At 67.3% G+C, this 22,428-nt stretch carries 23 protein-coding genes; 13 read left to right on the forward strand and 10 right to left on the reverse strand.

What is annotated here, in order from left to right; genetic code table 11:
• The first annotated feature begins 64 nt into the window (after positions 1-64).
• From PVZ72_RS05375 to PVZ72_RS05385, 3 genes are read left to right on the forward strand one after another with little or no spacing between them, the layout of a single operon-like run.
• Entirely contained in the window at positions 65-982 is a 918-nt protein-coding gene (locus PVZ72_RS05375; RefSeq protein ID WP_007160574.1) for an AAA family ATPase, read from the forward strand.
• Entirely contained in the window at positions 979-1,935 is a 957-nt protein-coding gene (locus PVZ72_RS05380; protein WP_187980012.1) for a DUF58 domain-containing protein, read from the forward strand. Before PVZ72_RS05375 ends, PVZ72_RS05380 begins: the two co-directional genes overlap by 4 nt.
• Entirely contained in the window at positions 1,932-3,941 is a 2,010-nt protein-coding gene (locus PVZ72_RS05385) for a transglutaminase TgpA family protein (RefSeq protein ID WP_273861376.1), read from the forward strand. The genes PVZ72_RS05380 and PVZ72_RS05385 overlap by 4 nt, the downstream gene beginning before the upstream one ends.
• Here the strand turns inward: PVZ72_RS05385 and PVZ72_RS05390 are convergent.
• The 3 genes from PVZ72_RS05390 to PVZ72_RS05400 all read right to left on the reverse strand — a co-directional run bounded on the left by PVZ72_RS05390 (position 3,923) and on the right by PVZ72_RS05400 (position 6,442).
• Positions 3,923-4,102: a hypothetical protein gene (locus tag PVZ72_RS05390; protein WP_133862705.1), complete on the reverse strand. Its 180-nt coding sequence runs from the start codon at positions 4,100-4,102 to the stop codon at positions 3,923-3,925. The two genes, PVZ72_RS05385 and PVZ72_RS05390, sit on opposite strands and share 19 nt — an antisense overlap.
• Positions 4,103-4,176: 74 nt before the next feature.
• Positions 4,177-5,451, reverse strand: coding sequence for a methyl-accepting chemotaxis protein (locus PVZ72_RS05395; protein WP_273861377.1), 1,275 nt, complete (start codon positions 5,449-5,451; stop codon positions 4,177-4,179).
• Between the two features lie 160 nt (positions 5,452-5,611).
• Positions 5,612-6,442, reverse strand: coding sequence for a TatD family hydrolase (locus PVZ72_RS05400; protein ID WP_273861378.1), 831 nt, complete (start codon positions 6,440-6,442; stop codon positions 5,612-5,614).
• Between the two features lie 88 nt (positions 6,443-6,530).
• Here PVZ72_RS05400 and PVZ72_RS05405 point away from each other — a divergent pair, with 88 nt between their 5' ends.
• On the forward strand, positions 6,531-7,961 hold the full coding sequence (locus tag PVZ72_RS05405; protein WP_273861379.1) for a transglycosylase SLT domain-containing protein: 1,431 nt from the start codon (positions 6,531-6,533) through the stop codon (positions 7,959-7,961).
• A 153-nt stretch (positions 7,962-8,114) separates the two neighbouring features.
• Positions 8,115-8,420: a hypothetical protein gene (locus PVZ72_RS05410; protein ID WP_187980007.1), complete on the forward strand. Its 306-nt coding sequence runs from the start codon at positions 8,115-8,117 to the stop codon at positions 8,418-8,420.
• Here PVZ72_RS05410 and PVZ72_RS05415 read toward each other — a convergent pair.
• From PVZ72_RS05415 to PVZ72_RS05430, 4 genes are all read right to left on the reverse strand, one after another.
• A complete protein-coding gene (locus PVZ72_RS05415) occupies positions 8,404-9,480 on the reverse strand; it encodes a GGDEF domain-containing protein (RefSeq protein WP_273861380.1) in 1,077 nt (358 codons plus the stop codon). The genes PVZ72_RS05410 and PVZ72_RS05415 overlap by 17 nt on opposite strands.
• A 167-nt stretch (positions 9,481-9,647) precedes the next feature.
• On the reverse strand, positions 9,648-10,151 hold the full coding sequence (greB, locus tag PVZ72_RS05420) for a transcription elongation factor GreB (RefSeq protein WP_273861381.1): 504 nt from the start codon (positions 10,149-10,151) through the stop codon (positions 9,648-9,650).
• Between the two features lie 3 nt (positions 10,152-10,154).
• Positions 10,155-12,665 (reverse strand): ABC transporter permease, encoded by a 2,511-nt coding sequence (locus PVZ72_RS05425; protein ID WP_273861382.1) that lies wholly within the window; start codon positions 12,663-12,665, stop codon positions 10,155-10,157.
• Positions 12,662-13,336, reverse strand: a complete 675-nt coding sequence (locus tag PVZ72_RS05430; protein ID WP_133862712.1) for an ABC transporter ATP-binding protein — start codon at positions 13,334-13,336, stop codon at positions 12,662-12,664. Before PVZ72_RS05430 ends, PVZ72_RS05425 begins: the two co-directional genes overlap by 4 nt.
• 148 nt (positions 13,337-13,484) lie before the next feature.
• Between PVZ72_RS05430 and PVZ72_RS05435 the strand changes: the two genes are divergently transcribed.
• The 3 genes from PVZ72_RS05435 to PVZ72_RS05445 all read left to right on the forward strand — a co-directional run bounded on the left by PVZ72_RS05435 (position 13,485) and on the right by PVZ72_RS05445 (position 15,471).
• Positions 13,485-14,039 carry an arylesterase gene (locus tag PVZ72_RS05435; protein ID WP_178083933.1) on the forward strand — a complete coding sequence of 185 codons (555 nt, stop codon included), beginning with the start codon at positions 13,485-13,487 and terminating at the stop codon, positions 14,037-14,039.
• 98 nt (positions 14,040-14,137) lie between these two features.
• The gene (locus tag PVZ72_RS05440) at positions 14,138-14,419 is read left to right on the forward strand and encodes a hypothetical protein (RefSeq protein ID WP_007160562.1); all 282 of its coding nucleotides are present in this window, start codon (positions 14,138-14,140) and stop codon (positions 14,417-14,419) included.
• A gap of 74 nt (positions 14,420-14,493) precedes the next feature.
• Entirely contained in the window at positions 14,494-15,471 is a 978-nt protein-coding gene (locus tag PVZ72_RS05445; RefSeq protein WP_133862714.1) for a L,D-transpeptidase family protein, read from the forward strand.
• Positions 15,472-15,593: 122 nt separating this feature from the next.
• Here the strand turns inward: PVZ72_RS05445 and PVZ72_RS05450 are convergent, their stop codons facing one another.
• Entirely contained in the window at positions 15,594-15,845 is a 252-nt protein-coding gene (locus PVZ72_RS05450; RefSeq protein ID WP_059315705.1) for an Lpp/OprI family alanine-zipper lipoprotein, read from the reverse strand.
• Positions 15,846-16,289: 444 nt separating this feature from the next.
• Between PVZ72_RS05450 and PVZ72_RS05455 the strand changes: the two genes are divergently transcribed.
• Positions 16,290-16,571 (forward strand): GNAT family N-acetyltransferase, encoded by a 282-nt coding sequence (locus tag PVZ72_RS05455; RefSeq protein WP_187980002.1) that lies wholly within the window; start codon positions 16,290-16,292, stop codon positions 16,569-16,571.
• A gap of 241 nt (positions 16,572-16,812) precedes the next feature.
• Here PVZ72_RS05455 and PVZ72_RS05460 read toward each other — a convergent pair whose 3' ends face one another.
• On the reverse strand, positions 16,813-17,892 hold the full coding sequence (locus PVZ72_RS05460; protein ID WP_273861383.1) for a 3-deoxy-7-phosphoheptulonate synthase: 1,080 nt from the start codon (positions 17,890-17,892) through the stop codon (positions 16,813-16,815).
• Positions 17,893-18,057: 165 nt separating this feature from the next.
• Here PVZ72_RS05460 and PVZ72_RS05465 point away from each other — a divergent pair, with 165 nt between their 5' ends.
• The 3 genes from PVZ72_RS05465 to cysB all read left to right on the forward strand — a co-directional run bounded on the left by PVZ72_RS05465 (position 18,058) and on the right by cysB (position 20,070).
• Entirely contained in the window at positions 18,058-18,384 is a 327-nt protein-coding gene (locus PVZ72_RS05465) for a thioredoxin family protein (protein ID WP_187980000.1), read from the forward strand.
• Positions 18,385-18,500: 116 nt separating this feature from the next.
• Positions 18,501-18,983, forward strand: coding sequence for a universal stress protein (locus PVZ72_RS05470; protein WP_133862718.1), 483 nt, complete (start codon positions 18,501-18,503; stop codon positions 18,981-18,983).
• Positions 18,984-19,095: 112 nt separating this feature from the next.
• Positions 19,096-20,070: an HTH-type transcriptional regulator CysB gene (gene cysB / locus PVZ72_RS05475; RefSeq protein WP_273861384.1), complete on the forward strand. Its 975-nt coding sequence runs from the start codon at positions 19,096-19,098 to the stop codon at positions 20,068-20,070.
• A 323-nt stretch (positions 20,071-20,393) separates the two neighbouring features.
• Here the strand turns inward: cysB and PVZ72_RS05480 are convergent, their stop codons facing one another.
• Positions 20,394-21,317, reverse strand: coding sequence for a LysR family transcriptional regulator (locus PVZ72_RS05480; protein WP_187979999.1), 924 nt, complete (start codon positions 21,315-21,317; stop codon positions 20,394-20,396).
• A 102-nt stretch (positions 21,318-21,419) separates the two neighbouring features.
• Here PVZ72_RS05480 and araD1 point away from each other — a divergent pair, with 102 nt between their 5' ends.
• Positions 21,420-22,415: an AraD1 family protein gene (gene araD1 / locus PVZ72_RS05485; protein ID WP_273861385.1), complete on the forward strand. Its 996-nt coding sequence runs from the start codon at positions 21,420-21,422 to the stop codon at positions 22,413-22,415.
• Positions 22,416-22,428: the final 13 nt, after the last annotated feature.

Consider the following 22,428-nt stretch of genomic DNA (forward strand, 5'->3'; position numbering starts at 1 on the left):
CTGCTATTCTCGTTCTGCAGGCCGACCCCTTCTCGGGTAGGCGCAAGGCGAGAGACCTCAGGGCATGCACGATAGGTTGAACGCCTGTCTCAAGGCGGTAGACGGCGTTTTGTTGGGCAAGGAAACCCAGGTCAGGCTGGCGCTGGCCTGCCTGCTGGCGCGGGGTCACCTGCTGATCGAGGACCTGCCCGGGATGGGCAAGACCACCCTCAGCCATGCCCTGGCTAAGGTGCTGGGGCTATCCTTCCAGCGCATCCAGTTCACCTCGGATCTGCTGCCCGGCGATATCCTCGGCACCTCGGTGTTCGATCGCGACAGCGGCCAGTTCGTCTTCCATCCTGGTCCGGTATTCGCCGAGTTGCTGCTGGCCGACGAGATCAATCGCGCCACGCCCAAGAGCCAGAGCGCGCTGCTGGAAGCCATGGAGGAGGGGCAGGTGACCATCGAGGGCGCTACTCGGCCCTTGCCCGATCCCTTCTTTGTCATCGCCACCCAGAATCCCATCTCCCAGGGCGGCACCTTCGCCCTGCCGGAATCCCAGCTCGATCGCTTCCTGATGCGCCTGTCGCTCGGCTACCCCGGCCGCGCCGCCGAGCGGGCGCTGCTGCTCGGCGGTTCCGGACGCGAGCAGCTGCCGCGCCTTGAGCCCCTGCTGGATCACGCCCAGTTGCGGCTGATCCAGGCCGAGGTGCCGCGCATCCACGCCAGCGAGGCGGTGGTGGATTATGTACTGCGCCTGGTGGAGGCCACCCGCACCCAGACCTCCTTCGCCCTCGGCCTGTCGCCACGCGGCAGCCTGGCGCTGCTGGCCGCGGCGCGGGCCTGGGCGCTGCTGGCGGGGCGCGACCACGTGCTGCCCGAGGACGTCCAGACGGTGCTGCCGGCGGTGGCCGGCCATCGCCTGCGCGACATCGCCGATCCTGCCGGGCACGGTGGCGGCGCTCTGGTGCAGTGGCTGCTGCGCGAAGTCCCGGCGCTGTGACCGGCGGCGCTTGGCAGCGCTATCGAGACGGCTGGCTGACACGGCGGATTCCGCCGGCCAATCGCATCACCCTCGATCAGCGACGCATCTTCATCCTGCCGACCCGCCAGGGCGGCGCCTTCGCCATCGCCCTGCTGCTGATGCTGCTGGCCGGCATCAACTACCAGAACAGCCTGGCCTATGGCCTGACCTTCCTGCTGTTTTCCCTGGCGTTGGTGGCCATGTTGCACACCTATCGCAACCTGGCCGGCCTGCAACTGGTCGGCGGCGGCGCCAGCCCGGTGTTCGCCGGGGAGGTCGCCGGATTTCGCCTGCGCCTGGAGAGCAGTGGCCGCGCGCACCAGGGCATCGCCCTGGGCTGGCGTAACGAGCCGCTGGTGCTCAGCGACGTACCGGCGGAGGAGAGCGTCGCCCTGCAGATCTTTCACCCGGCGCCGAGCCGCGGCTGGCTGAGACCCGGACGGCTGCGGGTGGAGAGCCGCTTTCCCCTCGGCCTGTTCGTCGCCTGGAGCTGGCTGGACCTGGACGTGCGCGCCCTGGTCTATCCGCAGCCCCTGGCGACCACGACGCCACTACGCAGCGGCCAGGATGCCGGCGGCGAGGAGGGCCAGCGCCAGGCCGGACAGGGCGCCGACGACTTCCAGGGTCTGCGGCCCTATCAGCCCGGCGATTCACGCCGGCGGCTGGACTGGAAGGCCTTTTCCCGCGGGCAGGGCCTGCTGGTCAAGGACTTCACCGCCCTGGCCGGCAGCGAACTCTGGCTGGATTTCAGCGTGCTCGATGGCGACACCGAGACCCGGCTGTCCTGGCTGTGCCAGGCGGTGCTGGACTGCAGCGCCCGCCAGCTGCGCTTCGGCCTGCGCCTGCCTGGGGTGGAGCTGGCGCCGGCCACCGGCGAGAGCCAGCGTGACGCGGCGCTGCAGGCCCTGGCCCTGTTCGGACGGCCGACATGAGCACCGCCGTGCCGCAACCCATTCCGCGCATCGCCCTGATCTGGCTGCTGGTGGCCCAGGCCCTGGTGATCCTGCCGCACCTCACCCATCTGCCGCCCTGGGTCGGATTGCTCTGGGCCTTGTGCGCCGGCTGGCGGGTGCTGCTGTTCCGCATGCGGGTGCGGGCGCCGACGCGGATCGAGAAGGGCGGCCTGCTGCTCTTGACCATGGGCGGCATCTGGCTGTCGCGCGGCTCCTTCATCGGCCTGGACGCCGGTGCCGTGCTGCTGCTGGTGACCTTCGCCCTCAAGCTGATCGAGATGCACAGTCGCCGCGATGCCCTGGTGGTGATCTACCTGGGTTTCTTCGCGGTGGTGATCGCCTACCTGTTCGAGGACGGCCTGCTCGCCGCGCTCTACAGCCTGCTGCCGGTGACCGCCCTGGTGGCGGCGCTGATCGGTCTGCAGCAGAGCGCCCTGGCCAGTCGGCCGCTGGCGACGCTGAAGGTCGCCGGTACCCTGCTGCTGCAGGCGGTGCCCCTGATGCTGCTGCTGTTCCTGGTGTTTCCGCGCATCGGTCCGCTGTGGTCGCTGCCGCAAGCGGGCGACCAGGCGCGCACCGGACTGGGCGACAGCATGGCGCCCGGCGAGATCGCCCAGCTGTCGCAGTCCGCCGAGCGGGTGTTCCGGGTCAGCTTCGCCGGCGACCGGCCCGCGCAGCGTGATCTCTACTGGCGGGCCACCACCTACGAACGCTTCGATGGCGCGCGCTGGTCGGTCGATCCCGACACGGCCTGGAGTCCTGAACCGGCCTGGGCGCCGCGCGGACTCCGACTGGATTATCAGGTGGTCATGGAGCCGAGTGGTCGGCCCTGGCTCTATGGCCTGGACGTGGCGCGCAGCGATCAGCGCGACGTGCGCCTGGCCAGCGACTTCCACCTGCAGCGCCGCCGCCCGGTGGACCAGGCGCTGCTCTACCGGGTTTCCAGCTGGCCGCAGGCCATCCGCGAGCCGGAGCGGCTGTCCGCCTCCAGCCAGCGGCGCGCGCTGCAGCTGCCCAGTGGCGGCGAACCGCGTACCCGTGCCTGGGTAGCCCAGCTCAAGACCCAGGCGTCGACGCCCGAGGCCCTGGCCCAGGCGATCCTGGCCTATTTCCGCCAGCAGCCCTTCGTCTATACCCTGCAGCCGCCTACGGCAAGCGTCGATGCCATCGACGCCTTTCTCTTCGACAACCGTCGAGGTTTCTGCGCCCACTATGCCGGCGCCATGACCTTTGCCCTGCGGGTGGCGGGCATCCCCGCGCGGGTGGTGGCGGGCTACCAGGGCGGCGAATTCAACGCAGCGGGTGGCTATCTGCTGGTGCAGCAATTCGATGCCCATGCCTGGGTGGAATACTGGCTGCCAGCGCGCGGCTGGATCAGCGTCGATCCCACCGCCCAGGTAGCGCCCGAGCGGATCGAGCGCGGCTTGCAGGAGGCCCTGGCGGCCCAGGGCGCGGCCAGTGAATTCCTCGCCGACAATCCCTTCGCCGCCAATCGCTATCGCAACCTGGCCTGGCTCAATGAACTGCGTCTGGGCTGGGACCGCGTCAACTACGGCTGGCAGCGCTGGGTGCTCAACTACCAGGAAGACGCCCAGGGCGAACTGTTCAAGCGACTGCTCGGCGAGGGCTCGCTGCAACGGCTGGGACTGCTGCTGGCAGTGGTGGTGCTGGGCGTTCTCGGGGTGATGGCGCTGCTGGTGCTCAAGCCCTGGCAGCGGACCCGCGATCCCCTGCTGACGCGCTTCGGCCAGTTCGAGCGCCTGCTGGCGCGCCAGGGGATAAAGCGGCAAGGCGGGGAGCCTGCCGGCAGCTTCGCCGGGCGCGCCATGGCCGAATTGCCGGCGGCACGCGCGGCGATAATGGCGTTCTCCGCGGAGTTCCAGGCACAGCGCTATGCTGGTCGACCTGCGGATCCGGCGGCGCTATCGAGGGCGCTTAAAGCCTTGAAACGCCAGCTGCGTGAGCGTCAGACGCGCAACGACTGAGGCACGGGGAGGGCGTCGGGTTCCTGCAGGGCGAAGGCCACCAGGCAGACGACGGCCGCCAGGATCAGCGGTTGCGGATGCGGATTGCCGAGTGCCTGGGCGATGCAGCCCAGGCCCAGTAACAACAGAACGGCGGAAGTGAGGGTGGTGACCGAGCGCATGGCGGTTCTCCAAAAACGTGCGGGCATCTTGCCGCCTGTCGGGCAACCGCGCGAATGCGCTCTCGCTATGGAGGCTATAGGCGCAACTGGCGGATCGCCTGATTCAGGGTTCCTGCGAGGGCGGCCAGTTCGGTGCTGGTGCTGGCCGACTCCTGCGTCAGCAGCATGGTCCTTTCCGTGACATCGCGGATGCCTACAACCGACCTGCTCATCTCTTCCGCCACCTGGGCCTGCTGCTCCGCGGCCACGGCGATCTGGGTGTTGCTGTCGCGCATCAGGGTCACGGCGGCGGTGATGTCGGCCAGGGCCTGCCCGGCGGCGCCGGCCTGGACCACGCAATCGTCGGCCTTGAGCGAACTCTCGCGCATGAATTCCACGGCATCGCGGGTGCCGGCCTGGAGGCTGTCGACCATGCGCGTGATCTCGTCGGTGGAGCCCTGGACACGCTTGGCCAGGTTGCGGACCTCGTCGGCCACCACGGCGAAGCCACGGCCGGCCTCGCCGGCGCGGGCCGCCTCGATGGCGGCGTTGAGCGCCAGCAGGTTGGTCTGCTCGGCGATGCCGTGGATGACGTTGACCACGCTGGTGATACGCTCGCTGTTCTCGGCCAGCTCCTGGATCATCACCGCGGTCTGCTGCACGCCTTGGGACAGGTCGGCGATGGAATGGCCGACGCGCTCCACCGCCTGCTGGCCGGCGCCCGCCAGGCGATCGGCCTCCCGGGACTGGTCGCGGGTGCCGGCAGCGTGCTCGGCGATCTGCTGCACGGTGGCGCTCATCTCGTTGATCGCGGTGGCGGCCTGGTCGGTCTCGTGCTGCTGATCGTGCATGCCGCCACGGACGCCCTGCATGCCGCTGGCCAGGCGCCCGGCGCCTTCGTCCAGGCGCGAGGCGCTGGCGGCCACGGTACCGACGACGCGGGTGTAGCTGTCCTGCATGGCGTTGAAGGCCTGGGTCATCTGCCCGACCTCGTCACGCCCGCGCACCTCGACCCGGGCGGTGAGATCGCCGTCGCGCTCCACCCGCAGCATGGTGTCCTTGAGGCGCTGCAGATTGCCGAGGATGAAGCGGATCAGGAGCTGCGAGGCCACCAGCAGCACCAGCATCAACACACCCACGGCCAGGGCGTATTCCGGCGCCCGGGCGATAAAGATGTCGCCGAATGTCGGGGCGCTCAGCCTGGCCGCCGCGTCGCCCGCGGCGGCCTTGACCGCCTTGAGCTGTTCGGCGCGACCCGAGACTTCCAGCTGCATGGCGAACAGCACCAGCAAGAGGCTGGTGACGAAGGCGACGGCGTTGACCGCCCAGAATTTGTACTTGAGGGAAATATCGCGCAGCCAGGCAAACATAGGGGGCATCCAGTCGGCGGGGCCGCACAGCCTGGCAGGCCGGCGCGCCCCGGATCTTGACTGGCGTCAACGTCCTGCAGGGAGGAGGGTGACGCCGCGGAACAAGCCCTGAGGTTAACGGCTCCGGCCTGCGCGACTTTAGCGCAGCGGCGTCCTGCGCCTAGTCGTAGTCCTCCACCCGCTCTGGCTCGGCGATCTCCGGCAGGTCGAAGAAGGCACGAGCGGTGGCGGTGGTGTGCAGGGCGGTCTGCTCCGGCGTTTCGTTGCGCAGGTGCGCCACGGTGCGCAGGATCTCCGGCAGGAAGGCCGGTTCGTTGTGGCCATGGCGCGGCTTGGGTCTGAGGGTACGCGGCAGCAGGTAGGGGGCATCGGTTTCCAGCATCAGCCGACCGACCGGGATCTGCCCGACCAGCTCGTGCAGGTGCAGGCCACGGCGCTCGTCGCAGATCCAGCCGGTGATGCCCAGGTGCAGGTCGAGATCCAGATAGCCGTAGAGCGCCTTGCGCTCGCCGGTGAAGCAGTGCACCACGGCGGCCGGCAGATGGTCGCGATAGTCGCGCAGGATCGCCAGCATCCGCTCGCTGGCGTCGCGTTCGTGGAGAAACACCGGGCGGCGCAATTCGGCGGCCAGGGCCAGCTGTTCCTCGAAGCAGCGCTCCTGCTGCGGTCGCGGGGTGAAGTCGCGATTGAAGTCCAGGCCGCATTCGCCCAGGGCCCGCACCTTGGGCTGGCCGGCCAGGTCCCGCAGGGTCCTGGCCGCGGCTGCGTTCCAGGTCGAGGCTTCGTGGGGATGGACGCCCGCGGTGCTGAACAGGGCTTCGCCGGCGTCCAGGCGCAGGCAGAGATTGAGGGCGTTCTCGCTGTCTTCCAGGGTGGTACCGGTCAGCACCAGTTGCATCACACCGGCGGCCTGGGCCCGCTCGATCACCGCATCCACCTCCTTGAGCAGGCTGGGGTGGGTAAGGTTGACGCCGATGTCGATCAATTGCATGGTGCGGACCTTCTACAGACTTTGTTCCATCATTCTATCCGTAGTCCGGGTGCTATCGGCGCTGTCCCGGCCAGGTCAGGAGTCCTGGATGCCGTTTCGATTCACCCTTGTCATCCTCGGCTGCCTGCTCGCCGGTTCCGCCCAGGCACGGCTCGGCGCGCTGCCACCCGAAGCACCGCGGCATGTCGCGGCCCGCGACCTGACTGCCATCGAGCGTACCGGCGAGTTGCGCGTCCTGGTCAACCAGAGTCGGCACAGCTCCGGCGAATGGAACGGCCAGGCGCTGGGCATCGAGTATCGGCGCCTGGAGGCCTTCGCCCGCTACCTGCGGCAGCAGCCCGGCGGCCGGCCGCTGCGCCTGGTCTTCGTGCCCAAGGCCAAGGACGACCTCCTGGCGGCGCTGCAAAGAGGCGAGGGCGATCTGGTGGCGCCGGGCGAAACCCTGCTGCCACCGCCGCATTCGGCCCTGATCGCCGCGTCGGTGGCGGCGCCTGCCAGCCTGGTGGTAGTGGGCGGACGTGGTCAGCGCCTGCCACGGCATCTGGAACAACTGGCCGGGCGCCGGGTGGTGCTGCCCCAGGGCAGCGCCGCCGGCCCGGCCCTGGAACGGCTCAATGCCCAGCTGGAGAAGCGCAGGCTGCGGCCGGTACAGGTCGAGTGGGCCGATCCGAGCCTGGCGGTGGAAGATGTACTGGAGCTGACCCAGGCCGGCATCTATCCGCTCAGTGTCGTCGAATCCGGCCTGGCGCATCGCTGGACACGGGTGCTGTCGCGCCTGCGGGTCGCCGATCGGGTAGTGGTGGCCCATGACCAGGCGCAGCTCTGGTATCTGCGTGCCCCGGCGCACCAGCTCGCCGAGCGGATACGGGCCTTCGCCCGGCAACCCCAGGCGCGCGACGACGACAAGGCCTTTCGCCAGGCCTATGCGCGCCGCTATCAGGTGCGCGATCCGCTACAGGCCCATGACCGCAAGCGCCTGGCCCAGGTGCGGCCGCTGCTGCAGCGCTATGCCAATGCCTACGACTTCGACTGGCTGACCCTGGCCGCCATGGCCTACAAGGAGTCCGGCCTCGATCCCCATGCCCGCGGTGCTGGCCGCGCCGCGGGGCTGCTGCAGATCACCCCGCGGGCGGCGCGCAGCGTCGGGGTACGCAACCTGCATTCCGCCGAGGACAACGTCAAGGCCGCCACCCGCTATCTGGCGCGCCTGCGGCGAGAATTCTTCTCCAGTCCGCGGCTTGCCGAGCGCGAGCGCCGCGCCTTTACCCTGGCGGCCTACAACCTGGGCCCGGAGCGCGTTCAGGCGCTGCGGGCCAAGGCGCGCAAACAGGGCCTGGACGGCGATCGCTGGTTCTTCCAGGTCGAACGCATCGCCGCCGAGGAGGTGGGTATCGGGGTGGTCAACTACGTCGCCAGCGTCAACAAGTACCGGGTGGCCTTCAGTCGTGAACGGGCGCGCCTGGAAGCACCGGCCGTGGCGGCGACGAGCGCCAGGGCGATCCGCCGCGAAGACGGGTGAAGCCCGCTTGACAGGGCAGTCTGGCCCTCCCTAGGATGATCCTGCGCCGATTTAAACAGCAACTTGCGGGGCGCTTACAAATACCGCTAAAGCGCTGGACGGAACAGGCCTCGTACTACCGCCCAGCTGGATCCACGAGGCGGAATTTCGTTCATGCTACCGCTCCCGCTACGCCTTACCCCCCTGACCCAGGGCAAGCTCGCCAGTCATCCCGCCATCCTGCTCGGCGGTCCCGATCAGCCCACCCTGCTGCGCTATCTCGAGGGCTGGCCGAGGCGCTGGCCCCACAGTCGTACTCTGCAGATCCGCTTCGCCGACCGCGCCGAACAGCTGCGTGGCTTTGCCGACGACAGCTTCGACTTCGCCGTGGTGCAGTCGCCCGGCCAGGCCGGTCTTGCACCCCTGGTGCGGGAATTGACGCGGGTGGCGCGGCAGGGCGTGATTACCCGGCGGCGCTAGCGCGGGCATCAGCCAGACTGAAGCCTCCCTTGCCGGCAAGCTTGGCGGTGTAGAGCGCCTGGTCCGCCCGCGCCAGCAAGGCCGGACTGTCCTCCGTGGTCCGCTGCAGGGCGATGCCGATGCTCACGCTCGTACCCTGAGGCACCAGACGGCCGAGGATACGCCGGGCCAGATCCTGAGCCCCGTTTTCGGTGGCGTCCTGCACCACCAGCAGGAACTCGTCGCCGCCCAGGCGTCCGGCGAAATCACTTTGCCGCACGCTCAGAGTCAATACCTCGCCGCAGGTTTGCAGCAAACGATCGCCGGCGGCATGGCCCTGGACGTCGTTAACACCCTTGAAGTCGTCCAGATCGATATAGAAGACCGCCACGCGCCCAGACCCTGAACGAGGTCGGTGCAGGGCGCCCTCGAGCAGCGCGAGGATGCCCGCACGGTTGTAGAGTCCGGTCAGGCTGTCGTGAGTGGCATGCCAGCGGCTATCGAGTTCGGCCGTCAGTGCGCGGACCAGGGTGCGATTGAGCCTGTCCAGCAGTATCCAGTTGGCCGTGAGATAGAGCGGTGCCTGCAGCAGGAACAGCCGCAGCATGGGCTCGGGCTGGAACAGGGTGGCCAGTTTCATCGGGACGTCGGTGAGCAGGATCTGCAGGAAGGCATAGCGTGGAATGCCCTGGTTGCGCATGGTGATGGCCCCGTTCATGGCCACTGCCGAGGTGCAGCCCAGCACCTGCAGCACCCCATCGCCGCTGATAACGCAGGCGGCCGTGCCCACACCCAGGGTAGCCGTCCAGAGCAGCCCGAGTACCAGTGAAACCTCGCTGAGCCATGGCGGCGCCAGGCCGTCCATCAGCTGGATGCAGTGCAGCAGCACCAGGCGGGTGAGCCAGATCAGGGTATCGAGAATCATCCAGCCGAGGAACAAGGGCGTGGGATGCAAGAAGGCGCAGGTCCAGCTGATCAAAAGACTGTTCAGAGCGCCGACGAACATGGCGCTCCGTGAGGAAAACGGGCCGGCCAGCAGCTGCTGCTGCAGATTTTCGTCGAGCGGGTTCCGCGTGGTCACGAGCCAACGTAGTGCAGGCTGATTGGGCAAAGCGTAGAGCGTCGGCGCTCTCATGCCGCGAATCCTTGCTTGAGAAGGGGGCGGTCCTCCGCCGTATGCGCCGTGGATGTTGCCTTATTTTTGTGATGTAAATCACGTTTTTCGGACGGGAGTATCTGCCGACTCGATCAGTTATCGAGGTATTCGATGTCGACGATGTACCAGCGCTGTTCGCCAGCCGGCGTCTGCAGGCGGACTTCCGCGTCCAGCGCCTTGCCGACCAGCGCCCGCGCCAGGGGCGAGTCGATGCTGATGAGGTTCTGCCGGAGGTCCAGTTCGTCCGGGCCGACGATGCGATAGCGCTTCTCGGCGCCGTCATCGTCTTCCAGGGTGACCCAGGCGCCGAAATAGACCTTGCCCGGATCCGCCGGGCGCTCGCGGATCACCTTGAGATTCTCCAGCCGCTTGCGCAGGAAGCGCACTCGGCTGTCGATCTCGCGAAGCATCTTCTTGCCATAGATGTACTCGGCGTTCTCCGAGCGATCGCCCAGGGCGGCCGCCTCGCTCACCGCCTGGGTGACCTGGGGCCGGCGCACGTTCCACAGTTCGTGGAGTTCGGCGCGCAGCCGGGCTTCGCCGGCGGCGGTGATCAGGGGCGTGCCGGCGGTGCGCGGCGGACGGTAGCGACTCATGGATCAGCTTTCTCTCAGGATCAGTAACGGACTGGCGGTGAGGGCCCGCCGCGTGCCCAGCAGCCCCGCCGTGCCGACCAGCAGGGCGCCCAGCACCGGCAGGAGCAACAGCCAGGGGTGGGGTTGCCAGTCCAGCTCGAAGGCCAGCCGGTAGAGCAGGGCGCTGACGATCTCGCAACCGAGCGCCGCGAGCAAGCCACTGGCACCGCCGAGCAGGATGAATTCGGTGCGCCGCGCCCGTTGCAGCAATTCGCGCCGGGCACCCAGGGCGCGCAGCAGGGCGCCCTGGCGGATGCGTTCGTCGAGGGTCGCCTGCAGGCCGGCCAGCAGCACGGCGATACCGGCGGCCAGCACGAACAGCAGCACGAATTCCACGGCCACGCTGACCTGGCGCAGGATGCTGCGCAGCTGGTCGAGCAGGGCATCGATGGGCAGCAGGGTCACCGCCGGGAATTGCCGGGCCAGGTTCAGCAATTCGCGGTCGTGGCCGGGCGGCAGGTAGAAGCTGCCCAGGTAGGTGAAGGGCACGTCCTGCAGGGTGCCCGGGGCGAAGATGACGAAGAAGTTCGGCTGAAAGTTGTCCCAGCTGACCTGCCGCAGGCTGGTGATCCGCGCTTCGATCTGGCGGTCACCGATGATGAAGCCCAGGGTGTCGCCCAGGCCGACGCCAAGGCTGCGGGCCAGCTCGCTTTCCAGCGAGACGCCGGGCAGCTCGCCGGCGGGCAGCGCATCCCACCACTGACCGGCTTCCAGGCGATTGCCGTCCGGCAACCCAGCCGACCAGGTCAGATTGAGATCGCGCCGGGTGGCACGGCCACCGCGGGAGTCGTCTTCCAGGCCTTCCTGGGCCGGATGCCCCTTCACGCTGACCAGCCGCCCCTGCACGATGGGATAGAGCGGACTGGCGTGAAGCGAGAGCTCGCCCACCGCCGTGGCGAAGGCCTGGCGCTCGTCCGGCAGGACATTGAGGGCGAAGTGATTGGGTGCCTCGGCCGGCAATTGCGCCTGCCAGCGTTCCAGCAACTCGCTCCGCAGCAGCACCACCAGACTCATGGCCAGCAGGATCAGGCCGAAGGCCAGGGTCTGGCCCACCGCCGCCAGCGGATGGCGCAGCAGTTGGCCCAGCCCCAGCCGCCAGGCCAGGGGCGCACCCTGCATCCCCCGGCGCAGGCCACGCAGGGCCAGGTACAGCAGGCTGCCGAACAGCAGCCCGGCGAGCAGGCCGCCCACCAGCAGCGCCAGGGTCAGGCGCAGGTCCAGCGACAGTCGCCACATGATCAGCCCCAGGGCCAACAGGGCGCAGCCATAGACCAGCCAGGTGCGCAGGGGCACCGGCTGCAGGTCGCTGCGCAGGACCCGCAGTGGCGGGACCCGCCCCAGGGCGGCCAGTGGTGGCAGGGCGAAGCCGACCAGGGCGACCATCCCGGTGCCCATGCCGGCCAGCGCCGGACCGATCCCGGCGGCCGGCAGGCGCGCCGGCAAGAGTCCGTGCAGCAGCTCGAACAGCACCAGCTGCGCCAGCCAGCCGAGCAGGGCGCCGAGCAGACTCGCCGCCAGGCCCAGCAGCCCCAGTTGCAGGCCGTAGAGCATCAGGGCGTCGCGCCGGGTCAGGCCCAGGCAGCGCAACAGGGCGCTGGCGTCGAAGCGCCGCGCGGCGAAGCGATTGGCCGACAGCGCCACCGCTACACCGGCCAGCACCACCGCCACCAGACTGGCCAGGCCGAGATAGCGCTGGGCGCGCTCCAGGGCGTTGCCCAGTTGCCGATTGCCGTCGCCCGGTCCCTCGAAGCGCTGGTTGGCGGCCAGGGCCGGGGTGAGGGCCTGGCGATAGGCGGCCAGTGCCTGGGATTCGCCGCGCCAGAGTTCGCGATAGCGCACCCGACTGCCGGGCTGGATGACCCCGGTGGCGGCCACGTCGTCGAGATTGATCAGCACTCGTGGCGTCAGGCTGTAGAAGTCACCGGCGCGGTCGGGTTCATAGGTGAGCACCCGGGCAATGGTGAGGACCTTGCGGCCGATGTCCAGGCGATCGCCGACCTTGGCATCCAGCGCCAGCAGCAGGCGCGGCTCGACCCAGGCCTCCCCGGGGGCCGGAGCGCCGCCCGGCTGTTCGGGACCGTCCGGTACCGCGGCGCTGCGTACCTCGCCGCGCAGGGGGAAGTTGGCCTGGACCGCCTTGACGCTGGCCAGCTGCAGGGCCTCGGCACCTGCCGCCATGGTGCTGAAGTTGAGCGAACGACTGTGTTCGAGGCCTAGCTGCAGGCCGGCGTCCACCTGTTCCGGACGGGGCGGTTCGCTGCCCAGCAACACCAGGTCGGCGGCGAGGAATTCGCTGGCGCGATTTGCCATGCCCGCGCCGAGGCGGGCGGTGAAGTAGCCGATGGCGACGCTGGCCGCGACGGCGATCACCAGCGCCAGGCAGAGCATGCGGATCTCGCCGGCGCGGAGTTCTCTCAGACTCTGCCGCCAGGCCAGGCCGAACAGCCGGGCGAAGGGGAGACCGGTGCGCCTCATGCCGCGACCTGCCGACCGCCTTCCAGGCGCAGTTGGCGGGCGCAGCGCGCGGCCAGGCGTTCGTCATGGGTCACCAGCACCAGCGTCGTGCCCCGCTCGCGATTGAGTTCGAACAGCAGATCGCTGATATGGGCGCCGGTGCGGCTGTCGAGATTGCCGGTGGGTTCGTCGGCGAAGAGGATGCTGGGTCGCGGCGCGAAGGCGCGGGCCAGGGCCACCCGTTGCTGCTCGCCACCGGAGAGCTGGCGCGGATAGTGCCGCAGTCGCTCGCCCAGGCCGACCCGTTCCAGCAGGGCTACTGCCTGTTCCCGGGCCTGGCGCACGCCCTCCAGTTCCAGCGGCAGCATGACGTTTTCCAGCGCCGTGAGGCTGTCCAGCAACTGGAAGGACTGGAAGACGAAGCCCACCCGTTCTGCGCGCAGGCGGGCGCGGGCGTCTTCATCGAGGGTGTCCAGCCGCTGACCGGCGAGATGGACCTCGCCGCCGCTGGGCAGGTCGAGACCGGCCAGCAGGCCGAGCAGGGTGGACTTGCCGGAACCCGAGCTGCCGACGATGGCCAAACTGTCGCCGGCCTCCAGTTGCAGATCCAGCGCCTGGAGGATCGGCAGCGCGCCTTCCGCGCCCGTGACGACCTTGCTAAGGTCGCGTGCCAGCAGTATGACTTCGCTCATGAGGATTCCGATGCCGTATTCGAAGGGCCCGCACGCGGGCGGCTGTGGCGAGTTAGAGTCAAAAAGCCGGGCGAAGTCCAGTGCGCCTTTGCGCCAAGGCATTGCCTGGCTGCTGGCCGTGCTTTGCCTGACCCTGGCGCCCCTGGCCATGGCGCGCACCCTGCTGGTGGTGGGTGACAGCATCAGCGCCGGCTACGGCCTCGCCGAAGGCCAGGGCTGGGTACGGCTGCTGGAGCGGCGCCTGCAGGAGCAGAAGCTCGATTATCAGGTGGTGAATGCGTCCATCAGTGGCGACACCACCGCCGGTGGCCTGGCGCGCCTGCCAAAGCTGCTGGCCGATCATCAGCCCACGGTGGTGGCCATCGAGTTGGGCGGCAACGACGGCCTGCGGGGCCAGCCGCTGGCCCAGTTCGAGCGCAACCTCACCGCCCTGGTGGAGCAGGCCAAGGCCAGGGGCGCCCGTGTCCTGCTGCTGGGCATGCGCCTGCCGCCCAACTACGGACCGCGCTATACCGACGGCTTCGCCCAGGTGTATACCGACGTGGCCAAGGCCCAGCAGGTGGCCCTGGTGCCCTTCCTGCTCGAAGGAGTGGGCGGCGATCCCGCCTTCATGCAGCCGGATGGCATTCATCCTCAGGCCAATGCCCAGCAACGTCTGCTGGACAACGCCTGGCCCCAGTTGCAGCCGCTGCTGCGCGACTGAACGTCGGACTTTTCCCCGGCGGGGCTTTCCGCTAAGGTTGCGCGCCCCGCCGGTCCGGCCAATCTACCGCCCGGCGGATCCGCCCCTGGAGTATCCCGATGTCCCGCCTTTCCCGGTCCATGCACGGCTATCAGCTGATCCAGCCCGATGCCCAGCTCGACCTGTTCGCCTGCCGCGAGGGGCGGGTGCATATCGTCGCCCGGCAGCTGGAGCTGGGCTCGCCCACCGACCGGACCCTGTGCGGCACCCTGTTGCCGGCGCGGCCCCGCTTGCATCCGCTGAATCGCCGGGCGCTCGGTCTCAAGACCCTCTGTCCGGCCTGCATGCAGCGGCTGCAGGGTGCCAAACGAGGCCTGCCGAATCCATTACAGGTCTTTTGAGGCCCTGCCGGACGCCGATCGAGGCGTGTACAATTCGCGCCGTCACCTTTTTGCTTCTTGCAAGGATTCATCCCATGCCCGCGCGCGTTTCGACCCTGGTCGGTTCCCTCTCGCTGTTTGGTCTGTTGAGCGCGGGTACGGCGCAGGCACTGGAGTTGCCGCTGCCGCCACCCGGTGAAGACGTGGTCGGCGAGGTTCAGGTCATCAAGGCCGCCTACGAAGACACCTTCGCCGATCTCGGCCAGAAGTACGATCTGGGCTACACCGAGATGGTGGCCGCCAATCCGGGCGTGGACGCCTGGCTGCCGGGCGCCGGCACCGAGATCGTGCTGCCGACGCGCTTCATCCTGCCGCCCGGGCCGCGCGAAGGCATCGTCATCAACATCGCCGAATACCGCATGTACTACTACCCCAAGGGTGGTCATTCGGTGTTCACCTACCCGTTGGGCATCGGTCGTGATGGCTGGGGCTCGCCGGTCGGCGTGGCCAAGGTGGTGGACAAGATCAAGGATCCGGCCTGGTATCCGCCGGAATCCATCCGTGCCGAGCACGCCGCCGAAGGCGATCCGCTGCCCAAGGTGGTGCCGCCCGGTCCGGATAATCCCCTTGGCCCCTACAAGATCCGTCTGACCCTGCCGGGCTATCTCATCCACGGCTCGGACAAGAAGTTCGGTATCGGCATGCAGGTCAGCCATGGCTGCTTCCGCATGTACAACTTCAACGTCACCGAACTGGTTGGCATGCTGCCAATCGGCACGCCGGTGCGCATCATCGACGAGCCCTACAAGTTCGGCGTGAGCCAGGGCAAGCTCTATCTGGAAGCTCATCAGCCGGTCAACCTCAAGGGCGACCCGACCGATATCGACCGTCAGGCCGCGGTGGTCAATGCGCTGATCAAGCGTGACGACCTGCTGCAGGCCAACAGCGCGGTGAACTGGAACACGGTACGGGACGTGGTCCAGGGCCAGGACGGCCTGCCGGTGGAAATCGCCGACCTGCCTGCCGGCATGGTTACCGGTACGGTGGCCAAGGCGCCCGCCAAGACCCTGTGATCGCGACCGGCCGAGCGCACTCGGCCGGTTAGACAAACAAAAAGCCCGCCATCTGAGATGGCGGGCTTTTTGTTTGCTCCGGGAAAGGCGACTGTTGCCACTCGCCTTTCCAGCCGAGGCGCTTACTTGCGGCTGGCTTTTTCCAGCATACGCAGGGCGCGCTCGTTGGCTTCGTCAGCGGTCTGCTGAGCTTTCTGAGCGGCGGCCAGGGCCTCGTCAGCGTGACGGTAGGCTTCGTCAGCACGAGCCTGAGCGCGGGCAGCGGCGTCTTCGGTAGCGGTCAGGCGAGCTTCGCTTTCCTTGTTAGCGGTGCTGCAACCAGTGGCCATAGCAGCGGCCAGAGCCAGGGCGGCGAATTTCAGAGCGTTGTTCATCGTAAACCCCTTGAGGTAGACATCCTGTTTTAAGATCAATTTCCCAGGTGGAAAATTGCGGCTACATACTACTCATTACCGGTCGTAAGTAAACTGAGCTAAACCCGTTGAAGAAAGATTTTTTGCGGAAATCCTGCTTCGCTCCCCGAGTTCGTCCCCGAATGCCCGCACCCGGTACCAGCAACTGCTTGGATGGCTGAAAGCCACGAACGTTTCAAAACGTTAGAGGATGACCGGAAGTTGTCAAGGTCAAAGCCGCGCCTGCTCCCGCGTGAACAGCCCTGATATAGTGTGATTTCTCGGTGCGACGGCTGGTCAGAACCTGCTTCTTCCGGAGGGGTCTGACGCGCTGTGGCTCAGTCCCGCACAGGAAGGGTGCGTTCTCGTCTTCGGGTATCATCGATAACAATGGATAAGGCGGAGCCAAACCGCCAAGGAGTAGTCATGAACGAATCCCTGCACGTGGAACACGATGAGGCCAATCATCAATTCCAGCTTTCTGTCGACGGTCAACGCGCCTATCTCGCCTACATGGATCTGGGTAAGCAGACGATGGATTTCTATCGCACCTTCGTCCCCGATGCCCTGCGTGGGCGCGGCCTGGCCGCCAGGCTTGCCGAGCACGCCTTGAACTACGCCGAGAGCCGCGGCTACAGCGTCATACCGTCCTGTTCCTATGTGGAGCACTATCTGGAGCGGCGTGGCCAGGTGACGCCGCTGGCCTGAGAGCCTGTCCTAAGTCTGCTGCGCGTCGGCCAAACGGCGTTGAAACTGGCCTGGGTCGCCAGCCCGGCCAAGGTGGCCCCGTCGCAATGCTCATTTACCATTCGTAAACCCGAGCGCGGGTCCGATCCGCTTCCTCAGCCAGCTTCGCCTTGTTTGTCTCTAGCTCGCGAGACTTTGAACAGGCTCTGGTGCGGAAGAAAAACGCCGGGCTGAGCCCGGCGTTTTCGTATCCGCTGGCGGATCAGCTGCGCGCGCGGCGCGGCAGCACATCCTTGAGCTTGCGGTGCATGTCGAGAATGCTCTTCTCGGTCATCGCCCAGTCGATGCAGGCGTCGGTCACCGAGACGCCGTACTCCAGGTGCGACAGATCCGCCGGAATCGGCTGGCTGCCGAAGCCCAGGTGGCTTTCCACCATCAGGCCGACGATGGAGTTGTTGCCCTCGACGATCTGGTTGGCGACGTTGTCCATCACCAGCGGCTGCAGGGCGGCATCCTTGTTGGAGTTGGCGTGGCTGCAGTCGACCATGATGTTCGGCTTGACCTTGGCCTTGACCAGCGCCTGCTCGCATAGGGTGACGCTGACCGAGTCGTAGTTGGGCTTGCCGTTGCCGCCGCGCAGGACCACATGACCATAGGCATTGCCCTTGGTCATCACCACCGAGACCTGGCCGCGCTGGTCGATACCCAGGAAGCGGTGCGGACTGGAGACCGACTGCAGGGCATTGATGGCCACCGTCAGGCTGCCATCGGTGCCGTTCTTGAAGCCGACCGCGGAAGAGAGGCCCGAAGCCATTTCCCGGTGGGTCTGGGATTCGGTGGTGCGGGCACCGATCGCCGACCAGCTGATCAGGTCCTGCAGGTACTGCGGGGAGATGGGGTCCAGTGCCTCGGTGGCGGTGGGCAGGCCCATTTCCGCCAGGTCCAGCAGCAGCTGGCGACCGATGTGCAGGCCGTCCTGGATCTTGAAGGAGTCATCCAGGTAGGGATCGTTGATCAGGCCCTTCCAGCCCACGGTAGTGCGGGGCTTTTCGAAATAGACGCGCATGACCAGATAGAGGCTGTCGCTGACCTGGGCGGCCAGTGCCCTGAGCCGCTCGGCGTATTCGTGGGCAGCCTTGATGTCATGGATCGAGCAGGGGCCGATCACCACGAACAGGCGATGGTCCTTGCCGTCGAGGATATCGCGGATGACCTGGCGGCCCTGGGCGACGGTGTCGGCGGCGAGATCGCTCAGCGGGATCTCCTGCTTGAGCTGCTCGGGCGTGATGAGCGGCTCGTTGGCTTCGATGTTGAGGTCGTTAAGGCGGGGCTGTGCGGCCATGGTGCTACTCGTCGGTCACGGCGCTGCGACAGGACGGGGCCCGTGCAGGCAAAATACGGTGGAGAGGGTGGGGCACCTTAACGCGTGTCCCGCCCGGTCACAATGGTTACGACGCTATTGGCGAGCCTGAGGGCGCGCCTTGGCGATGAGCGTGGCGAGGAAGCGATGGAATTGGACGATGGGACGGCGGATGCCGTCCTGCTGGCGGCGCCCGGGCGCTCGCTGCTGATCTTCACCAGCGTCGGCTGCGCCACCTGCCGGTTGGCGCGCCAGGTGCTACCTGCGGCGAGGCTGCCGGTCGACCGACTGTACTGGGTGGACGCCGAGCGCAGCGGCGGCCTGGTGCAGCGCTATGGCGTCTTTCATCTGCCGGCGCTGTTTCTGGTCCGGGACGGCGAGCTGCTCGGCCCGGTACAGGCGCCGCTACGCGAGCCGGCCCTGGTGGCAGCGATCCAGGCGGCGGATGGGCGCGCGTCCGAGGAACTGCCCTGAGCGTCCTGAGCAGGCTCTAAGGCGCGGGTTGCAGCGCAATCGGTGATCCCCTGCTACGCTGGTGAGGCTATCCCGCGTCGTACCGGCCTGATCGGCTGATCTGGCCAGGAGGAATCGTGATCCGCTCGCTGCTTTACGCCACGGACCTGGGCCTGTGTTCGCCCTATGTCTTTCAGCATGCCTTGAATCTCGCCCGTATCCATCAGGCCCAGCTGTATGTCGTCCATGTGGTGGAGCCGCTCGGCCTGCTGGCGTCTACCCTGTTGCAACAGCATCTGGACGGTGAATCCCTGGACCGCCTGCGCAATGGCGGTCTGGATCTGGTGCTGGAGACCATCGAGCAGCAGGTGTTCGAATCCCTGCGCGAGGACCTGCTGGAAACTCCCGCCACCGTGGGGCTGGTGCGTGCCGTGCGGGTGGTGCAGGGCGATCCGCCAGCGGCCATCCTCAGGCAGGCCCAGGAGTTCGCCGCGGATCTGCTGGTAATCGGCAGTCGCAGCCAGGGCGACGCCCAGGTGACACCTCTGGGGCGGACCGCCAGCTGCCTGCTGCAGACCGCGCGCATCCCGGTGTACCTGGTTCCGCTGCGTCAGGGCTGATCCATGAGCGTCAGCCTTGCCCCTTCGCGACTTAATTCGATTTCGGTCTAGAAAAAGCTTAAGGGCTGCATTACTGTTATATGCTTGCGCACGGGGTCAGCGAGGAGCCGGCATGAAGCTGCAACAGTTGAGATATATCTGGGAAGTCGCCCACCACGATCTGAACGTATCCGCCACGGCCCAGAGTCTCTATACCTCGCAGCCCGGCATCAGCAAGCAGATCCGCCTGCTCGAGGACGAGTTGGGCGTCGAGGTCTTTGCCCGCAGTGGCAAGCACCTGACCCGGGTGACCCCGGCCGGCGAGCGGATCATCCAGACCGCGGGCGAGATCCTGCGCAAGTGCGAGAGCATCAAGCAGATCGCCCAGGAATTCTCCAACGAGCGCAAGGGCACCCTGTCCATCGCCACCACCCACACCCAGGCGCGCTATGCGCTGCCGGACGTGATCAGCGAATTCATCAAGCAGTATCCGGACGTGGCCCTGCACATGCACCAGGGTTCGCCGACCCAGATCGCCGAGATGGCCGCCGACGGCACCGTCGACTTCGCCATCGCCACCGAGGGGCTGGAGCGCTTCAACGACCTGGTGATGATGCCCTGCTATCGCTGGAACCGCTGCGTCATCGTGCCCCAGGGCCATCCCCTGGCGAAGGTGGAGCACCTCACCCTGGAGCACCTGGCGGAACAGCCGCTGGTGACCTACGTCTTCGGTTTCACCGGGCGCTCCAAGCTCGACGAGGCCTTTGCCCGCCAGGGCCTGGAGCCCAACGTGGTGCTGACCGCTGCGGACGCCGACGTCATCAAGACCTATGTCCGCCTCGGCCTGGGCGTGGGCATCGTCGCCGACATGGCGGTGGATCACAAAGCCGATGCCGACCTGGCCTGCCTGGACGCCAGCCACCTCTTCGAGGCCAGCGTGACCAAGATCGGCCTGCGCCGCGGCACCTTCCTGCGCGGCTTCATGTGCGACTTCATCGGCCGCTTCGCGCCGCACCTGACCCGCGATGTCCTCACCGAAGCGATGCAGACGCCCTCGCGACAGGAGCTGGAGACCCTCTTCCACGGGGTGACGTTGCCGACGTATTGAGGTTGGTTTTTTGATGGTTTATCGCGGCCATGGGCCGCTCCTACAGGGCATGATGCTTTCGTAGGAGCGGCAGCATCGGCGGACCGCCATGGCCGCGATGCATTTCAGGCCGCAGCAGTACGTAGCGTGGAAAACGGCGTAGCCTTTCCAATGGAGACTGCGCTGAAGGGGACAACCCTCACCCCAACCCTCTCCCGAGGGGAGAGGGGGCTATCCGAGTAGGCGTTTAGTCGCGTCAGACTCGGCGAAATCGCAACAAGCCGTAGTGCTTTCATCTATAGGAGCGGCAGCATCGGCGGACCGCCATGGCCGCGATAGATGTTTCACGCTTCCAGCCGCCACTGCTCCAGCAGCAGCTGCGCGGCCGCCGACAATCCCGCGCCCTGGCGCACCAGAATGGAATAGGGCTCGTTGCGGGTGCGCTGGACCACCGGCAGGCGGCGCAGCAGGCCGTGTCTTTCGCCGAACTGGGCGATGTCGCTGGGCAGCATGGCCACCTGATTGGCGTCTTCCTGCAGCAGGCCGAGCAGGGTGAAGGTGGAGGAGGTTTCCACCGGATAGCGGGGAAACTCCAGTTCCGCGGCGCGAAATTCCCGTTCCAGGGTCAGGCGCATGGGCAGGTTGGCCGGATAGACGATCCAGCGACTGTCGACCAGTTCGGCCAGCCCCAGCGTCTCCGACTCCGCCAGTGGATGGCGGGGATGGCAGACGATCTCCAGCCGCTCTTCGCGCACCTCCAGACAGTCATAGGCATCCGGCCGGCGGCTGACGCTGCTGCGGCAGATGGCCACTTCGATGCGGCCGGCGTCGAGCAGGTCGAGCAGACGCACACTGGTGTCCTCGATGATCTCGATCCCCAGCTGGGGTTGCGCCGCACCCAGGCGCGACACCGCGGCGATCAGGCGGGGCACGGCGCCCATGATCACCCCTACCGCCAGCCGGCCCCCTTCGCCCTGGAGAATGCCGAGCATCTCTTCGCGCAGATGGGCCAGGTCGCTCTCGATCAGCCGCGCATAGCGAATCACGCAGCGGCCCAGGTCGTTGGGCTGCAGGCCCTGGTGGGTGCGCAGGAAGAGGGTGGCGCCCAGGGTGCTCTCGATTTCGTGCAGCGCCTTGGTGGCCCCGGGCTGGGAGATGGCGATGCGTTCGGCGGCCTTGTGCAGCGAGCCTTCCTCGTCGAGGGCGATCAGCAGGCGCAGTTGCCGCAGGCGCAGACGGGAGGCGATGGAGCCTAGGGATGGCAGCATGGGAATAACCGTTGGTTATCGCGGGATAGGGAGCTCTCATTAGGCAGGCCCCGTAGCGCCGAGTAAAGTCTCCTTCAGGCGATAACCAACAAGGAGAATGCCATGCACCTGATTCAGTTCGAAGACCAACAGGGCCAGCGCCGCGTCGGCGTGGTCGAGCGCGGCGAAGTCCAGCAGGTCCGGGGTGCGACCAGCACCCGGACCCTGGCGCTGCAGGCCATCCGCGCTGGCGTGTCGCTGGAGTCTCAGGTGCAGACCCTGGGCCTGGAGCCCGGACCGGCCTATGCCGAGCTGCTCGATGGCGGCCGCCTGTTGCCGCCGCTGGACCACGAGGACCCCGCACACTGCCTGGTCACCGGGACCGGTCTGACCCACCTGGGCAGCGCCGCCACCCGCGACAAGATGCACCAGCAGAACAGCCAGGAGGAGGCCAAGCTGACCGACTCCATGCGCATGTTCAAATGGGGCGTGGAGGGCGGTCGGCCTGCAGCGGGTAGCGCGGGTGCCCAGCCGGAATGGTTCTACAAGGGCGACGGCGGCATCCTGGTGCGTCCCGGTGCCGATATCCCGCTGCCGGAATTCGCCGAGGACGCCGGTGAAGAGCCCGAGCTGACCGGTCTCTACGTGATCGGCGACGACGGCATGCCCTATCGCCTGGGTTATGCGGTGGGCAACGAATTCTCCGACCACGTGATGGAACGCAAGAACTATCTCTATCTGGCCCATTCCAAACTACGCTACTGCAGCTTCGGTCCGGCGCTGCGTACCGGTGAGCTGCCGCGTCATCTGGCGGGCACCAGCCGGATCCGTCGCGGCGAGCAGGTGGTCTGGGAGAAGGAGTTCCTCTCCGGCGAGGACAACATGTGCCACAGCCTGGAGAACCTCGAGTATCACCACTTCAAGTATGCGCAGTTCCTGCGGCCGGGCGATGTCCATGTGCATTTCTTCGGCACGGCGACCCTGTCCTTCGCCGACGGTGTGCGCGTCGAGCCGGGCGACAGATTCGAGATCGCGGTGCCGGAATTCGGCGAGCCGCTGAGCAATGGCGTCAAGGCCGGCACGGCAGCCTTCCAGCCCGGGCAGGTCCAGCAGCTCTGATAGTTGTATGATG

Origin of the sequence: Pseudomonas sp. LA5, from assembly GCF_028640825.1 — a bacterium.
GTDB lineage: Bacteria > Pseudomonadota > Gammaproteobacteria > Pseudomonadales > Pseudomonadaceae > Chryseomonas > Chryseomonas aestiva.